The sequence below is a fragment of the Collimonas pratensis genome (assembly GCF_001584185.1).
Classification (GTDB): Bacteria; Pseudomonadota; Gammaproteobacteria; order Burkholderiales; family Burkholderiaceae_D; genus Collimonas; species Collimonas pratensis.
Map to the genome: position 1 here is coordinate 894,140 of NZ_CP013234.1, position 16,123 is coordinate 910,262.

Annotated in this window: 15 protein-coding genes; 6 read left to right on the forward strand and 9 right to left on the reverse strand. The window is 60.4% G+C overall.

Features of this window, described 5'->3' with window-relative positions; genetic code table 11:
* Nucleotides 1-116: 116 nt before the first annotated feature.
* From CPter91_RS04060 to CPter91_RS04070, 3 genes are all read right to left on the reverse strand, one after another.
* Nucleotides 117-1,007, reverse strand: coding sequence for an SMP-30/gluconolactonase/LRE family protein (locus tag CPter91_RS04060; RefSeq protein ID WP_061937245.1), 891 nt, complete (start codon nucleotides 1,005-1,007; stop codon nucleotides 117-119).
* Nucleotides 1,008-1,098: 91 nt separating this feature from the next.
* On the reverse strand, nucleotides 1,099-2,448 hold the full coding sequence (gudD, locus tag CPter91_RS04065) for a glucarate dehydratase (RefSeq protein WP_061937248.1): 1,350 nt from the start codon (nucleotides 2,446-2,448) through the stop codon (nucleotides 1,099-1,101).
* 156 nt (nucleotides 2,449-2,604) lie between these two features.
* On the reverse strand, nucleotides 2,605-3,678 hold the full coding sequence (locus CPter91_RS04070) for a LacI family DNA-binding transcriptional regulator (protein WP_061937251.1): 1,074 nt from the start codon (nucleotides 3,676-3,678) through the stop codon (nucleotides 2,605-2,607).
* A gap of 172 nt (nucleotides 3,679-3,850) precedes the next feature.
* On the opposite strand from CPter91_RS04070, the gene CPter91_RS04075 reads away from it, so the two are divergent.
* The 4 genes from CPter91_RS04075 to CPter91_RS04090 all read left to right on the forward strand — a co-directional run bounded on the left by CPter91_RS04075 (nucleotide 3,851) and on the right by CPter91_RS04090 (nucleotide 8,958).
* Nucleotides 3,851-4,645 carry a DeoR/GlpR family DNA-binding transcription regulator gene (locus CPter91_RS04075; protein ID WP_061937254.1) on the forward strand — a complete coding sequence of 265 codons (795 nt, stop codon included), beginning with the start codon at nucleotides 3,851-3,853 and terminating at the stop codon, nucleotides 4,643-4,645.
* Between the two features lie 366 nt (nucleotides 4,646-5,011).
* Nucleotides 5,012-6,559, forward strand: a complete 1,548-nt coding sequence (gene glpD, locus CPter91_RS04080; protein WP_061937257.1) for a glycerol-3-phosphate dehydrogenase — start codon at nucleotides 5,012-5,014, stop codon at nucleotides 6,557-6,559.
* Between the two features lie 94 nt (nucleotides 6,560-6,653).
* Entirely contained in the window at nucleotides 6,654-8,150 is a 1,497-nt protein-coding gene (glpK, locus tag CPter91_RS04085; RefSeq protein WP_061937260.1) for a glycerol kinase GlpK, read from the forward strand.
* A 94-nt stretch (nucleotides 8,151-8,244) separates the two neighbouring features.
* Nucleotides 8,245-8,958 carry an MIP/aquaporin family protein gene (locus CPter91_RS04090; RefSeq protein ID WP_061937263.1) on the forward strand — a complete coding sequence of 238 codons (714 nt, stop codon included), beginning with the start codon at nucleotides 8,245-8,247 and terminating at the stop codon, nucleotides 8,956-8,958.
* A gap of 90 nt (nucleotides 8,959-9,048) precedes the next feature.
* Here the strand turns inward: CPter91_RS04090 and CPter91_RS04095 are convergent, their stop codons facing one another.
* The 3 genes from CPter91_RS04095 to CPter91_RS04105 form a co-directional block, all read right to left on the reverse strand.
* Nucleotides 9,049-9,549, reverse strand: a complete 501-nt coding sequence (locus tag CPter91_RS04095) for a glutathione peroxidase (protein WP_061937266.1) — start codon at nucleotides 9,547-9,549, stop codon at nucleotides 9,049-9,051.
* Complete coding sequence (locus tag CPter91_RS04100) at nucleotides 9,546-10,682, reverse strand: PilT/PilU family type 4a pilus ATPase (RefSeq protein ID WP_061937269.1); 1,137 nt, start codon at nucleotides 10,680-10,682, stop codon at nucleotides 9,546-9,548. Before CPter91_RS04100 ends, CPter91_RS04095 begins: the two co-directional genes overlap by 4 nt.
* A 126-nt stretch (nucleotides 10,683-10,808) precedes the next feature.
* The gene (locus CPter91_RS04105) at nucleotides 10,809-11,852 is read right to left on the reverse strand and encodes a type IV pilus twitching motility protein PilT (RefSeq protein WP_061937271.1); all 1,044 of its coding nucleotides are present in this window, start codon (nucleotides 11,850-11,852) and stop codon (nucleotides 10,809-10,811) included.
* Nucleotides 11,853-12,037: 185 nt separating this feature from the next.
* Here CPter91_RS04105 and CPter91_RS04110 point away from each other — a divergent pair, with 185 nt between their 5' ends.
* Both CPter91_RS04110 and proC read left to right on the forward strand, forming a co-directional pair.
* The gene (locus tag CPter91_RS04110; protein ID WP_061937274.1) at nucleotides 12,038-12,784 is read left to right on the forward strand and encodes a YggS family pyridoxal phosphate-dependent enzyme; all 747 of its coding nucleotides are present in this window, start codon (nucleotides 12,038-12,040) and stop codon (nucleotides 12,782-12,784) included.
* 2 nt (nucleotides 12,785-12,786) lie between these two features.
* Nucleotides 12,787-13,611 (forward strand): pyrroline-5-carboxylate reductase, encoded by an 825-nt coding sequence (proC, locus tag CPter91_RS04115; protein ID WP_061937277.1) that lies wholly within the window; start codon nucleotides 12,787-12,789, stop codon nucleotides 13,609-13,611.
* Nucleotides 13,612-13,772: 161 nt separating this feature from the next.
* Here proC and CPter91_RS04120 read toward each other — a convergent pair whose 3' ends face one another.
* From CPter91_RS04120 to CPter91_RS04130, 3 genes are all read right to left on the reverse strand, one after another.
* Nucleotides 13,773-14,093 (reverse strand): ElaB/YgaM/YqjD family protein, encoded by a 321-nt coding sequence (locus CPter91_RS04120; protein WP_061937280.1) that lies wholly within the window; start codon nucleotides 14,091-14,093, stop codon nucleotides 13,773-13,775.
* Nucleotides 14,094-14,163: 70 nt separating this feature from the next.
* Entirely contained in the window at nucleotides 14,164-15,018 is an 855-nt protein-coding gene (ubiA, locus tag CPter91_RS04125) for a 4-hydroxybenzoate octaprenyltransferase (protein ID WP_061937283.1), read from the reverse strand.
* Nucleotides 15,019-15,115: 97 nt separating this feature from the next.
* On the reverse strand, nucleotides 15,116-16,063 hold the full coding sequence (locus tag CPter91_RS04130; protein ID WP_061937286.1) for a LysR substrate-binding domain-containing protein: 948 nt from the start codon (nucleotides 16,061-16,063) through the stop codon (nucleotides 15,116-15,118).
* Nucleotides 16,064-16,123 lie beyond the last annotated feature (60 nt).

Genomic DNA, 16,123 nt, shown 5'->3' on the forward strand with positions numbered 1-16,123 from the left:
TGTCTCGGTGAGTTTTTATAATTGCCGCCTAGTTGGCGGCTTGGTGATTCCGCAGCTTTTCACTATCAAAAATCCAGGCGCGGTTTGCCGCCCGAGGTCCGTCCGGCTGACGGCTTTTACACGCCGAATTCCGCGACAGGCGTGCCCGCCACCGGCATGTCGACGGCAAACAGCGCGCCGGCCAGCGGTTCGCGCGCCAGCTCCTCGGCGCTCATGTTTTCGGTGAGCGAGGTGATGTACAGCGTTTTAAGGTCGGCGCCGCCGAAGGCGCACATGGTAGGACGCGACACCGGCAGCGGCAGGTATCCCAGCAGCTGGCCCTGCGGCGAGAACTTGTTGATGCGTCCGGCAGTGATGCCGCAGCCCCAGTAATTGCCCTCGGCATCGATTGCGCCGCCGTCGGGACGGCCCCATTCCGGCTGCATCTGTACAAACACTTGACGCGGACCGAGCGCGCCGCTGGCGGCGTCGAAGTCATAGCGGTAGATTACTGCGCGGCGCGAATCGGAGTGATACATGGTGCGGCCATCCGGGCTCCATGCCAGGCCGTTCGAAACCACCAGCCCGTTGCCGTGGGCGCTGATGCTGCCGTCCGGCGCCAGTCGGTAGAGTGAGGCGCAGGGCTGCTTGTCGGCGCGGTCGTCCATGGTGCCGGCCCAGAAGGCGCCGTCCGGTCCGGTCTTGCCGTCGTTGAGGCGGTTGTGCGATATGTGCGGTTCCGGATGCGCGATCAGGGTCCAGCTGGCGTCGGCCGGATCGAACCAGTGAAAGCCGCTGCGCAACGCGGTGACGATCTTGCCGTTGCGCGCCAGGCTGATCGAGCCGATGGCGGCAGGCGCCGTCCAGCTGCGCTGTTGTCCCGAGGCGGGATCGAAGCGGTGCAGTGCGGGCTTGAGGATATCCACCCAGTACAGAACCTGTTCACGCTGCGACCACACCGGCGATTCGCCGACAATGGCGCCCTCGGCGCGGAGCATGCGGACGGGGAAATCAAATTGCTGAATCATGTTGCTACCTCATTGCTGGTCATGCGATGGATGGGCATACAGATTGCATGATGCTGCTTTTGCTGAATCTTTGTCGCCGCCGCCTGCTGGTTTAGCGCAGCAGGCAGGGTTTCTTGTTGTCGAATTTCCAGCCGGGGATCAGGTATTGCATGGCGACGGCATCGTCGCGCGCGCCCAGTCCCATGTTGCGATATAGCTGATGTGCTGCTTCCAGCTGCGCCAGGTCGAGCTCGATGCCGAGGCCGGGCTTTTTCGGCACTTCAACCATGCCGCCGGCGATCTGCAGCGGCTCCCTGGTCAGGCGCTGGCCGTCCTGCCAGATCCAGTGGGTATCGATGGCGGTGATGTTGCCGGGTGCGGCTGCCGCTACATGGGTGAACATCGCCAGCGAGATATCGAAATGGTTGTTGGAGTGCGAACCCCAGGTCAGGCCCCATTCATGGCACATCTGTGCCACCCGCACTGAACCCTGCATGGTCCAGAAATGCGGATCGGCCAACGGGATATCGACTGATTGCAGCTGGATCGCGTGGCCCATTTCGCGCCAGTCGGTGGCGATCATGTTGGTGGCGGTTTTCAGGCCGGTGGCGCGGCGGAATTCGGCCATGACTTCGCGTCCGGAAAAGCCGTTCTCGGCGCCGCAGGGATCTTCTGCATACGCCAGTACTGCATGCTGGTCGCGGCACAGGCGGATCGCATCCTTGAGCAGCCAGCCGCCGTTGGGGTCAAGCGTGATACGCGCCTGCGGGAAGCGTTCCGCCAGCGCGGTCACCGCCTCCATTTCATCTTCGCCGCGCAGCACGCCGCCCTTCAGCTTGAAATCGTTGAAGCCATAGCGCTGATGGGCTGCTTCCGCCAGCGCCACCACTGCTTGTGTATCGAGCGCCGGCTGATGGCGCAGGCGCAGCCAGTCGTCGTCGCTGTCAGCTTCGTTGACGTAGGGCAGATCGGTGGCGCCGCGGTCGCCGATGTAGAACAGGTAGCCGAGCATCTTTACCGCGTCGCGCTGCTGGCCCTCGCCCAGCAGGGCCGCTACCGGCACACCAAGGAATTTTCCCAGCAGGTCGAGCAGGGCGGCTTCGAGCGCGGTCACGGCATGGATCGCGATGCGCAGGTCGAAGGTCTGCAAGCCGCGGCCGCCGGCGTCGCGCTCGCTGAAGGCGCTGCGGGCGCTGTTCAGAATTGCCTGGTAGTTGCCGATGGCTTTGCCCAGCAGTAGCGGCCGCGCATCTTCCAGTGTTTGCCGGATACGTTCGCCGCCAGGCACTTCGCCGACGCCGGTATGGCCGGCGCTATCGGTCAGGATCACGATATTTCGCGTGAAATAGGGGCCGTGCGCACCGCTCAGGTTGAGCAGCATGCTGTCGCGTCCGGCGACCGGCACCACGCGCATGTCGACGATGAGGGGACTGCCTGGGACCTGCGTGCTCGGTGATGTCATGTGTGGCTGCCTGTGGCTGAAAAGGTGTCGAATCGGTGATGTCGCTTGCGATCTGTATATTCTGCAGTGTGATTTTCTACAAAATGGGACCGCTACCAATTCAAATGGTAGCGGTCCCATTTTTGGCTGTCAATGCTTATTTTTGTAAAAAGAGGATCAGACGCTGGCGCGCTCTATGATGGTGAAGCCGATATCGCAGACCGGTTCGGCAACGCTTTTTCCTTCGGAGCGGGCGATGATGAAACGCGCCGCGGTGCGGCCGATGACGGTGCCGTCGATGCGCACGGTAGTGAGCGGCGGCTGCAGGTCGCGTGAAAAGCCGAGATCGCCCAGGCCGATCACCGCCAGTTGCAGTGGAATCGAGATGCCGCTGGCCTGGGCCTCGATCATGACGCCCAGCGCCAGCATGTCGGAGCTGCAAAACACGGCGTCGATATCGGGCGCGCGCGCCAGCAATCCGTTCAACGCGCTGCGGCCGTTGCCGAGCGTGGTCGGCGCCGCCACTTCGCAGGAGGGGATCTCGCTTGCCCCTGCCGGCGCCATGCCGAGCCGGACCGCTTCCTGGGAAAAGGCGCTGACGCGGCGCCGGCTGCGGTCGTCGCTGGCGCCAATGGCGGCGACCCGGCGGCGGCCGGCGGCGTGCAGGTATTGCGCTACCGCGATGCCGATCTTTTCATGGGAGAAACCGACCAGCATGTCGACTGGCGTTGGCGTCAGGTCCCAGGTTTCGACCACCGGAATGCCGCTCGCCAGCAAGCGCCTGCGCGCCTGCGCCGAACGGTTGATGCCGGTCAGCACGATGCCGTCGGGACGGCGGCCGATAATGGCGTCCAGCAAGGCATCCTCGCGTGAATTCTCATAGCCGCTCTGGCCCAGCATGACCTGATAGCCGGCGGCGGCCAGGGTATCGGTCAGCGACTCTACGGTTTCCAGGAACATCGGGCCGGACAGGGTGGGCACCACGGCCGCCACCAGGCGGCTTTTCTGCGACGCCAGCGCGCCTGCCAGCAGGTTGGGCACGTAGCCGGTCTGCTGGACGGCGGCCTGGACTTTTTGCAGTACCTTGGCCGACACCGCATCCGGCGTGTTGAGTGCGCGTGAGGCGGTGATCGGCGCCACGCCGGCCAGTTTTGCGACGTCGCGCAAGGTAAAGCCGCCGGTCTTGCGGCCGCCTTTACGGCGCGCGGTGACATCGGCAACGACTGCATCCAACAGGGTTTCTTTTTCCATGGCGAAATTCTAACATCAATGAAAATGATACCGTTACCATTTTGCAAGTTGGCATGCAAATCTGTCGTGTCCGATAGATTTAGTCCGCTACAATCCAGGCTGGATTCTCCCTCTGCGGCAGAATTCCCATCATAATAAAAATCTTGAGAAAAATACGCACGGGACAGGTTTCATGCCAGAAATATCCACGCTAAAGCTGAATGGCCGTCAACAGGAGCTGTTGAGCTATGTGCAGCGCGACGGCTTCGTGACGGTAGAACATCTGGCCACGCGTTTCCAGATTACCCAGCAAACCATCCGCCGCGATATCAATCTGCTGGCCGAGCTGAACCTGCTGCAGCGCTACCACGGCGGCGTCGGCCTGCCGTCCAGCGCCGAGAATATCGCTTACGGCGCGCGTCAGGGCTTGTATTCGGAAGAGAAGCGCCGCATCGCCGCGCTGGTGGTCGAACATATTCCGGACCAGGCCACTCTGTTCATCAATCTCGGCACCACCAATGAAGAAGTGGCGAAGGCGCTGAGCCGGCGCCGCAACCTGCGCGTAATCACCAACAACCTGAATGTGGCGGCAATCATGAGCGGCTATCCGGGCTGCGAAGTGATCATCACCGGCGGCGTGGTGCGCGCGCGCGATCTTGGCATCACCGGCGAAGAGACCATCGATTTCATCCGCCGCTTCAAGGTCGATTTCGGCATCATCGGCATTTCCAGCATCGAGGCTGACGGCACCCTGCGCGATTTCGATTATCGCGAGGTGCGTGTCTCGGAAGCCATCATCGAACATTCGCGCACCGTATTCCTGGTGGCCGACCATTCCAAGTTCCGCCGGCCGGCGCTGGTGCGGCTGGGCGACATCTCGAAGGTTAACGCCCTGTTCACCGACCAGCCCGTGCCGGAAGAAATGAACGGCATCTTTGCCGACGCCAAAATCGATGTGTTCGTAGCAGACAGCAAGCTATCCAACTGACGCCGCGCCTGCAGCAAGCGGGTAGCCTGCCCGTCTTGTTGCGTGACGGCGACACAGTCCGTTTCCCCTCCTGATTTGCCTCACTGACGTGGCGTACCGCCCGGCGTCGGTGCGCTCGTCTCTTGACGTCCCGTCGTACTCCCGGCGCCATAGGCCGGATTGAAATTAGCTATCCTTGCTTAAGTTTATCTCTATCAACAAATTACTCTTGATTAATATAAATGATTATCTATGTTCGAATTCGAACAATATACTTTCGAATATAAATATTTTATGATGTGCGGTGACATTGCGAACATGCAGGCTTTGCTATTTAGCAATAAGATGTTTGTTCGATGAGTAGGTTACCGACACAAGGAGACAGCTGTGGCATCAGGTGAAATTGTAGATTTGCTGGTAGTGGGCGGCGGCGTTAACGGCGCCGGGATTGCGCGCGACGCGGCCGGCCGCGGTTTGAGCGTATTGCTGTGCGAGCAGGACGACCTGGCTTCGCATACTTCTTCCGCCAGCACCAAGCTGATCCACGGCGGCCTCCGTTATCTTGAACATTACGAATTCAGCCTGGTGCGCAAAGCCCTGCAAGAACGTGAGCTGCTGCTGCGCCTGGCGCCGCATATCATTGCGCCGCTGCGCTTCGTCATGCCGCATGTATCGAGCCTGCGTCCGGCCTGGATGATACGGGCCGGCCTGTTCCTCTACGATAACCTCAGCAAGCGTGAATTGCTGCCCGGTTCGCGCGGCATAGATTTCCGCAAACACGTCGCCGGCGCCCCGCTCAAGAAAACCCTGAGCAAGGGCTTCGTCTATTCCGACGCCTCGGTGCAGGACGCGCGGCTGGTGGTGCTCAACGCCATGGACGCCAAGGAGCGCGGCGCCACTATCCTCACCCGGACGCGCATGATCCAGGCGCGCCAAGGCAGCCAGTACTGGGATGCCACCCTGTTGTCGACCGCGACCGGCGAGACCAGCGAAGTGCGGGCGCGCTGCATCGTCAATGCCGCCGGCCCGTGGGTCGCTAGCCTGCTGAACGGCGCCCTGAATACGCCGGCACAACATCACATCCGCCTGGTCAAGGGCAGCCATATCGTCACCAAGCGTCTGTTCGATCACGACCATGCTTATATTTTCCAGAATCCGGACAAGCGCATCGTCTTTGCGATTCCTTATGAAAACGACTTCACGCTGATCGGGACCACCGATGTGGAATACAGCGCCGATCCAAGCAAGGTGGGGATTTCAGAAGAAGAGACTGCCTATCTGTGCGAATCGGTGAGCCGCTATTTCGAAACGGCCGTGACGCCGCAACAAGTGGTGTGGTCGTATGCGGGCGTGCGTCCTTTGCTGGAAGAGGAAGTCGCCAATCCGTCCGCCGTCACCCGCGACTACAAGCTGGAACTGAGAAACGAACCTGGCCTGGCGCCGGTGCTGTCGGTATTCGGCGGCAAGATCACCACTTACCGCCGCTTGGCGGAAGAAGTGATGGAGCACCTGCAGCCGCTGTTCGGCTACATGAAATCGCACTGGACCGCGCATGAAGCGCTGCCGGGCGGCGATATCGCCAACGCCGATTTCGCCGAATTCCTGCGCATTTTCCAACAGCGCCACGCCTGGCTGCCGGCATCGCTGGCGACGCGTTATGCGCGCGCTTACGGTACCCGCACCGCGCGCCTGCTGGATGGCATACACGATGTCGCCGCGTTGGGCGAACTGTTCGGCGCCGACCTGTATGAAGCGGAAGTGCGTTACCTGATGCGCAATGAGTGGGCGCTGACGGTGGAAGATATTCTGTGGCGCCGTTCCAAGCTGGGATTGCGCCTCGATGCTGTGGCTGTAGACAGGCTGCGCACATGGTTGCAGGAGCAGGCGCAAGTATCAGTATCAGCGCCAGCGCCGGCTGCCGCCATGCCGGCCTGAAGATTCATCCTAAAACAGACGGATCCGGCTGCTTTGCCGGATTAAAGTCGCCCCGATCCGCGCAGGCGGATTTACCAACCTTGGAGTAGACAAGTTGAAAGATAAATACATTTTAGCCCTGGATCAGGGGACTACCAGTTCGCGCGCTATCCTGTTCGACCGCCAGGGCAACATCGTTTCTTCAGCGCAGAAAGAATTCCGCCAGATTTATCCGCAACCGGGCTGGGTAGAGCATGATCCGCAGGAAATCTGGTCGACCCAGGTTGGCGTTGCCGCCGAAGCGTCCACCAACGTCGGCCTCAACGGCACCTCGATTGCCGCCATCGGCATCACCAACCAGCGCGAAACCACGATTGTCTGGGACCGCGAAACCGGCAAGGCGATCTACAACGCGATCGTCTGGCAGGACCGCCGCACCGCAGCCTTCTGCGACCAGCTGAAAGCCGACGGCTTGGCGGAAACTATCCGCGCCAAGACCGGCCTGCTGGTCGACTCCTATTTTTCCGGCACCAAGATCCGCTGGATCCTGAAAAATGTCGACGGCGCCCAGGCGCTGGCCGACCAGGGCCGCCTGCTGTTTGGCACAGTGGATACCTGGCTGGTGTGGAACATGACGCGTGGCAAAATGCATCTGACCGACGTCTCGAACGCTTCGCGCACCATGCTGTTCAATATCCACACCATGCAGTGGGACGACGAGCTGCTGGAGATCATGGGCGTGCCGCGCAGCATGCTGCCGGAAGTACGTTCTTCCAGCGAAGTCTATGGTCACACAGAGGTGTCCGGCTTTGGTTCGGAAATTCCAATTGCCGGCATCGCCGGCGACCAGCAAGCCGCTCTGTTCGGCCAGATGTGCACCCAGCCTGGCATGGTCAAGAATACTTATGGCACTGGCTGTTTCATGGTGATGAACACAGGCAACAAGCCGATCATTTCCAAGAACAACCTGCTGACCACGGTGGCCTGGAAAATCGGCAATGAAGTCAGCTACGCGCTGGAAGGCAGCATCTTCATCGGCGGCGCCGTAGTGCAGTGGCTGCGCGATGGCCTCGGCATCATCAAGACGTCCTCCGAAGTCGAAGCTCTGGCGCGCAGCGTCAAGAGCAGCGACGGCGTCTACCTGGTGCCGGCCTTTGCCGGCCTCGGCGCACCGCACTGGAACCCGCATGCGCGCGGCACCATCTTCGGCGTCACCCGTGGCACCACCGCGGCCCACTACGCCCGCGCGGCGCTAGACAGCATCGCCTACCAGACCATGGATGTGCTGAAGGCGATGGAAGCCGATGCCGGCATCGTGATTCCGGAACTGCGGGTGGACGGCGGCGCTACTGCCAACAACCTGCTGATGCAATTCCAGTCGGACATCCTCGGCGTCGATGTGGTGCGTCCGAAAGTCACGGAAACCACGGCGCTAGGCGCGGCTTACCTGGCCGGCCTGGCGGTTGGCTACTGGAGCAGCACGGCAGATGTGCAAGGGCAGTGGCAGCTGGATCAACGCTTCAAGCCGGCGTTGCCGGCGGCAGAAGTGCAGAGCGGCATCAAGGGCTGGCAGCGCGCGATTGCGGCGGCTACGGTATGGGCAGATTCCTGACCTGAATCTGGATTATTCCCTTATTGAATGAGATGAAGAACAGAGCATTGGCTTGCTCTGTTCCGTCCCCCTCCTATTTCCGAAAGAGTTTGTGATGACTCCCTATTTAGCTGAATTCGTGGGCACAGCCCTGATTGTCCTGCTTGGCAACGGTGTGGTTGCCAACGTCTTGTTGAGTAAAACCCACGGCCACGGCAGTGGCCTGATCGTGATCACCGTCGGCTGGGCGATGGCGGTGTTTGTCGGCGTGTTCGTGGCGGCCTCGTCCAGCGGCGCGCACCTGAATCCGGCGGTGACGCTGGCGCTGGCAGTGGCCGGCAAGTTCGCCTGGGCCAGTGTGCCGGCTTATATCCTGTCGCAGATGCTGGGCGGCATGATGGGCGCTTTCCTGGTGTGGCTGGTGTACCGCAATCACTTTGCCGAAACCGCCGACGGCAATCTCAAGCTGGCCGCATTCTGCACGGCGCCGGCGATCCGCAACAAGGTTGGCAACGTCGTGTCGGAAGTGGTCGGCACCTTCGTGCTGGTGTATTGCGTGTTGAATATTGCTTCGCCGACGATGGGCCTGGGTGCACTGGATGCACTGCCTGTGGCGTTGCTGGTGATGAGTATCGGCGTTTCGCTCGGCGGCACCACGGGTTATGCGATCAACCCGGCGCGTGACCTGGGACCGCGCCTGATGCACGCCTTGCTGCCGATTCCGGGCAAGCGCGACAGCGACTGGGGCTATGCTTTGGTGCCGGTGGTTGGTTCGATTACCGGCGGCATTCTGGCAGCGCTGGTGTACGGCTTGCAGATGGCGCACTAAGGAGTAGTAGGGTGGGCACGTTGTTGTGCCCACGCGTGATCTGACGTGGCTTGCGGCGTGGGCACGATGTGCCCACCCTACCTACCATCTTTATCCCAGCAGTTTTTCTATGTCGGCCGCCAGCGATTCCGGCTTGGTTTGCGGCGCAAAACGGTCGACAATCGCTCCGTCCTTGTCCACCAGGAACTTGGTGAAATTCCATTTGATGCCTTCGCTGCCGAGCAAGCCAGGCGCTGCGTTCTTCAGGTATTGATAGAGTGGTGCGGCGTGATCGCCGTTGACGTCGATTTTCTCAAACAAGGTAAACGTAACACCGTAGTTCTTTTCGCAAAAAGCGCCGATCTCGTCGGCAGTACCCGGTTCCTGCGCGCCGAACTGGTTGCAGGGAAAACCCAGCACTTCAAAACCCTGCGCATGGTATTTCTGATAAACCTCTTCCAGGCCCTTGTACTGCGGCGTGAAACCGCAGTTGCTGGCGGTATTCACGATCAGCAGCACCTTGCCGCGATAAGCCTCCAGCGAGGCGGGTTTGCCGTCCAGCTGATTGACGGTAAAGTCGTAGATCTTTGTGCTGCTAGCGTCCTTGCTCATACGATCCCCAGATGTTCAGTGCCGGCAGACAGGTCGCGGTCTTTTGCGTCCTTGCCGCGCAGTTTGATGGAAAGCCGCAGGTCGTTGACCGAATCGGCATTGCGCAAAGCGTCTTCATAGCTGATTTTATCGTCTTCGTACAAATCGAACAGGGCCTGGTCAAAAGTCTGCATGCCGAGCTCGCGCGACTTCTTCATGATTTCCTTGATTTCATGGACATCGCCCTTGAAGATCAGGTCGGAAATCAAAGGTGAATTCAGCAGGATCTCCACCGCGACCGCACGGCCCTTGACCGTTTTTAGCGGTACCAGGCGTTGCGAGACGATCCCTTTAAGATTGAGCGACAAGTCCATCAGCAGTTGCGGCCGGCGTTCTTCCGGGAAAAAGTTGATGATACGGTCGAGCGCCTGGTTGGAGCTGTTGGCATGCAGCGTGGCCAGGCACAAGTGCCCGGTTTCGGCGAAAGCGATGGCGTAGTCCATGGTTTCACGGTCGCGGATTTCACCGATCAGGATCACGTCTGGCGCCTGGCGCAAGGTGTTCTTCAGGGCCACACCCCAGTTTTCGGTATCGACGCCGACTTCGCGCTGGGTCACGATACAGTTCTTGTGCGGATGGATGTATTCGACCGGATCTTCAATCGTGATGATATGACCGTAGCTGTTTTCGTTGCGGTAGCCGATCATCGCCGCCAGCGTGGTCGATTTGCCGGAGCCGGTGGCGCCGACCATGATCACCAGGCCGCGCTTGGTCATGGCGACTTCCTTGAGCGTCGGCGGCAGGCCCAGGTCTTCGAATTTAGGGATGTCGGTGGTAATCGTCCGCAACACCATGCCGACCCGGCCCTGCTGGATGAAGGCGGAAGCACGGAAGCGCCCCAGGCCGCCAGGGCTGATGGCGAAATTGCATTCCTTGGTTTCTTCGAAATCCGCAGCCTGCTTGTCGCTCATGATGGCGCGCGCCAGTTCCAGCGTATGGACGGCGGTCAGCGCCTGGTTCGAGACCGGCGTGATCTTACCGTCGATCTTGAAGGCCGGCGGGAAGTCCGCGGTAATGAATAGATCTGAGCCCCGTTTGCTGACCATCAGGCGCAGCAGGTCGTGCATGAATTTGGTTGCTTGATCGCGTTCCATGTCTATCCTAGTAAAACAATAACAGTATCAGGGTGAGCGGGGCTGTATGACACATCATCCGCCTTTTTCAGTTGCATTGCGCAGCAGTTGCCGCGAACGGCTTGTGCCGCCTGCAGCAAGCTATTCTTAGCCCGGGAAATTATCCGGCGTCTTGGCCGCGGCGCGCGCTGTCGCCAGCGAAATCACGTTGCGCTTGACCAGGTCGGTCAGGTTGCTGTCCAGGGTTTGCATGCCCATGTTGCTGCCGGTCTGGATCGCCGAATACATCTGGGCGATCTTGCTTTCGCGGATCAGGTTGCGGATCGCCGGCGTGCCCAGCATGATTTCATGGGCGGCGACGCGGCCGGAGCCATCCTTGGTTTTCAGCAGGCTTTGCGAAATCACCGCCTGCAGCGATTCCGACAGCATGGCGCGCACCATTTCTTTTTCTTCCGCCGGAAAGACGTCGACGATACGGTCGATGGTCTTGGCGGCGGAGGATGTGTGCAAGGTGCCGAACACCAGGTGACCGGTTTCTGCGGCAGTCATGGCCAGGCGGATGGTCTCCAGGTCGCGCAACTCGCCGACCAGGATGACATCCGGGTCTTCGCGCAAGGCCGAGCGCAGCGCATTGCTGAACGAATGGGTATGCGGACCGACTTCGCGCTGGTTGATCAGGCACTTGTTGGACTGATGGACGAATTCGATCGGATCTTCAATGGTCAGGATGTGCGCGTATTCGTTTTCATTGACGTGGTTGACCATCGCCGCCAGCGTGGTCGATTTGCCGGAGCCGGTCGGGCCGGTGACTAGCACCAGGCCACGTGGCTTGAGCGACAGTTCGGCAAAGATGCGCGGCGCATTGAGCTGTTCCAGCGTCAGCACGGTGGAAGGAATGGTCCGCAATACGGCGGCCGCGCCCCGGTCCTGGTTGAATGCATTGACGCGAAAGCGCGCCAGGCCCGGGATCTCGAACGAGAAATCGCACTCCAGGTGTTCTTCGAAAGCCTTGCGCTGGCCGTCGTTCATGATGTCATAGATCATCGAGTGCACGTCTTTGTGCTCGAGCGGCGGCAAGTTGATGCGGCGCACATCTCCATGAACCCGGATCATCGGCGGCAAGCCTGCGGATAGATGCAAATCGGATGCCTTGTTCTTCACCGAAAAAGCCAGAAGTTCGGAAATGTCCATTTATAATCCCTGTGCTGAATTTTGTTTGTTGAAAGGCATCTTTGGAACCGCATGCTACCTTGTAGTGCTTTCTTCACGATCCGGCCAGCGCCAAAATCCTGAAAAAAGTTTCCAAACCAGCCAGCTGAAGGCTTTTAGTGGCACAACCAAGTAGTTCTTTACGGCAATTTCCAAAGTCTCCGATTATGTCCTTAATGTCCCAGAAGTTGCAAGCCGTCCATGCCAGTATTCAGGCCGCAGCCGCTGCGGTGTCGCGCCGGCCTGACAGTGTTGCCTTGCTGGCGGTCTCCAAGACCTTCGGCGCCGACATGGTGCTGGAGGCGATTGCCGCCGGCCAGCGCGCCTTTGGCGAAAACTATCTGCAGGAAGCCGTCGCCAAGATGGCGGCGGTCGCGCTTGCGCTGCAAGCCGGACCTGACGCCGCGGCGGCGCGGCCCTTGCTGGAATGGCATTTTATCGGCCCGATCCAAAGTAACAAGACACGCCCGATCGCGGAAAACTTCGCCTGGGTGCATACCGTGGAGCGTGAAAAAATCGCCCAGCGCCTGTCCGAACAGCGGCCGCCGCATCTGCCGCCGCTGAATATCTGCCTGCAGGTGAATATCAGCGGCGAGGCCAGCAAGAGCGGCATGGCGCCGGCCGAGGTGCTGGCGGCGGCGCGCGCCATCGTCGGCTTGCCGCGGCTGCGGCTGCGCGGCCTGATGGCAATCCCTGAACCGACCGAGGATCTGCAGAAACAACATGCGGCATTCCGCCAGACGCGGGAACTGCTGCAGCAATTACAAGCCGAGCTGCCGGCGCATGCCGCGCAGCTGGATACTTTATCGATGGGCATGTCGGCCGACATGGCGGTGGCAATCGAGGAGGGTGCCACCATCGTGCGCGTCGGCAGTGCCATTTTTGGACAACGTGAGCGGACCATTCAATCATGAACATGAAAAAACAATTGAACATCAGTTTCATCGGCGGCGGCAATATGGCGGCTGCACTCATCGGCGGGCTGGCAGGCAAGGTCACCGACGGCGGCAATATCCATGTCATAGATCCTAACCTGGAGGCCTTGCAGAGCCTGGCGCAGCGCTTTGGCGTGACACCGGCCAGCGAGATCGACGCCATGGTCAGCGTCAGCGATGTCATCGTGCTGGCGGTCAAGCCGCAGCAGATGAAGCAGGTAATCGGCCAGTTGCGGCCCTATCTGACGACGCAAATGGTGCTGTCGATTGCCGCCGGCATTCGCGCCGCCGACATGTCGCGCTGGCTGGGCGGGCACGATGTCATCGTGCGCTGCATGCCGAACACGCCAGCGCTGATCGGCAAGGGCATCACCGGCATGGTCGCCGGCGCCGGCGTATCGCCGCAGCAGCGCGAGACCGCCGACCTGATCATGCAGGCGGTCGGCAGCACGGTGTGGCTGGACGACGAAGCGAAGATCGACGCGGTGACGGCGGTTTCAGGCAGCGGCCCGGCCTATGTGTTTTATTTCATCGAGGCGATGCAGCAGGCAGCCCAGGAATTGGGGTTGACCGCGGAGCAGGGCATCGAGCTGGCCAAGGCGACTTTTACCGGGGCGGCGCAGCTGGCGGCGCAATCGGCTGAGCCGGTCTCGCTGCTGCGCGAGCGCGTGACCTCGAAAGGCGGCACCACCTACGCTGCCTTGACCAGCATGGAAGATGCCGGGGTCAAGCAGGCCATCGTCAATGCAGTCAAGGCGGCAGCGGCGCGCGGACAGGAACTGGGCGACGAGTTCGGGCGCGACTGACGTAGGGTGTGGGCACAGCCTGCCCACGCGTGACTTCAATTGCGTCTCCCAGTGCATGCTGCTAACGCGTGGGCAAAAAAACTTGCCCACCCTACAAAAAAACAACGCCCATCGCATTGCGATGGGCGTTGTTTTTTTGGTGCTGCAGAAGGTTGCAGATCTTATCTGCTGCGGCCGATCGCCAGGCCAGCCAGCAAGCCGATGACGGCTGCCACGCTGACTGCCTTCCATGGATTGTCACCAACGTATTCGTCAGTCACGTGGGCAGCGTGCTTGGTCTTTTCCACCGCTTTCTTGGTCGCTTTCGGCAGTTCCGATTTGGCAGTGTCCAGCGCCGCTTTCAGCTTGGCGCGCGCCTGGTTGTACTTGGTTTCGGCGTGGTCATGGGTATCGTCGAGCAGGTTTTCTGCATCCTTGATGACCGATTTCAGTTCGCCAGCCAGATTGTCACGCATCTCTTTTACGTTGTCGGTAGTAGCCATGTTTGCCTCTTCAATGTGGATTGCGGGGAAAGATGTTGTCTAATATATCACATAAAATGACGAATGGTTTTCAGCGTAGAGCATAGTCCAGCGCAATGCCGGCGAATACCGCTGCGCCCAGCCAGTTGTTGTGGCGGAAAGCGGCAAAGCAGCCAACCCGGTCGCGGTTGCGGATCAGGCGGTAGTGATAGATCGCGCAAGCGGCCGCCAGCAGCATGCCGGCGCTGAACCAGCCGCGCAAGCCGTACTGCCAGCCTACAGCAAATATTAAACCCAAACTGGCGGCATAACAAAGCATGATCGCCAGCACATCGTAGCGGCCGAAGGTGATCGCCGAAGTGCGGATGCCGATCTTGAGGTCATCGTCGCGGTCGACCATGGCGTATTCGGTATCGTAAGCCACTGCCCAGAACACATTGGCGACCAGCAGCAGCCACGCCGCTGCCGGCACGCTTCCCTGTACCGCAGCAAAGCCCATGGGAATGCCGAAGCCGAAGGCGATGCCGAGGTAGGCTTGCGGAATCGCGAAGAAGCGTTTGAAGTAAGGATAGCTGCCGGCGACGATCACCGCAATTACCGATAATTCCTTGGTCAGGGTGTTGAGCGGCAGGATCAGCAGCAGCGACAGCAGGGTCAGCAGCACGGCCACCATGACGGCTTCCCAGGCTGCGATTTTGCCGCTGGTGAGCGGCCGTTCGGCGGTGCGCTTGACGTGCTTGTCGAAATCGCGATCGGCAAAATCGTTGATGGCGCAGCCGGCCGAGCGCATCAGCGCGGTGCCGACGCAAAAAATCGCCACCAGCGTCCATGCCGGTTTGCCGCCGGCGGCCAGCCAGAGAGCGGCCAGGGTCGGCCACAGGAGCAGCAGGATACCGATGGGTTTGTCCATGCGGATCAGCTGGAAATAGAGTTTAAGGCGATTCATTGCGGATTCATTGCGCTGTAGGTGATCAAAAAAAGAGACCTTAAAAAGGTCTCCGGGGTCTCGGTGAAGACGGCGCGGACGGCGCTTGCGTTTCGGTTCAGCCTTCGATGGCTATCGCATCATGCAGCAGGCTGACGCCTTTCAAGCCGCAGGCCAGCACAGCCTTTTGGACGGCTTCGATGGCAGCGTGGCGGGTAAAGCTCTTGCGCCAGACGATCACCACCCGGCGCGACGGTCCGGGAGCGGTAAACGGCACATAGCGCAGCATGCCGTCCTTGGCGTCCAGGTCCGGCACGGACGCTTGCGGCAGGACCGTGATGCCGATGCCGGAAGCCACCATGTGGCGTATGGTCTCCAGCGAAGAGCCTTCAAAGGTGCGGGCGATGCCGTCGCCGGCGGTCGAGAAGCGCGACATTTCGGGACACACTTCCAGCACTTGGTCGCGGAAGCAATGGCCGTTGCCCAGCAACAGCATGGTTTCCGATTTCAGATCCTGGGCGCTGATGCTGGCGCGTTCGGCCCAGGCATGGTGTTTGGGAAGCGCTACCACGAACGGTTCGTCGTACAGCGGCTGCACCATCAGGCCATGCTCGGGAAACGGCAGGGCGATGATGGCGGCGTCCAGTTCGCCCTGGCGCAGTAGCTCCAGCAGGCGCACGGTGAAATTTTCCTGCAGTACCAGCGGCATCTGCGGCACTTGCTCGATCATGGTTTTCACCAGCGGCGGCAGCAAATACGGGCCGACGGTGTAGATGATGCCGAGGCGCAGCGGCCCGGCCAGCGGGTCCTTGTTCTGGTTGGCGATTTCGCGGATGGTAGCGGTTTGCTCCAGCACCCGTTCCGCTTGCGCCACGATTTGCGCGCCCAGCGGCGTCACCGATATTTCGGTGCCGCCTCTTTCGAAGATCACCACGCCCAGCTCGTCCTCCAGCTTCTTGATCGCGACGGAGAGAGTCGGCTGCGCCACGAAGCAGGCTTCCGCGGCATGGCCAAAGTGCTTTACGCGCGCTACCGCGACGATATATTTGAGTTCGGTCAGAGTCATGTTGTTATCTTCGCATATTTTTTAAGAGAGGATGTATCTCCATGTTTCAATGCCATTTTT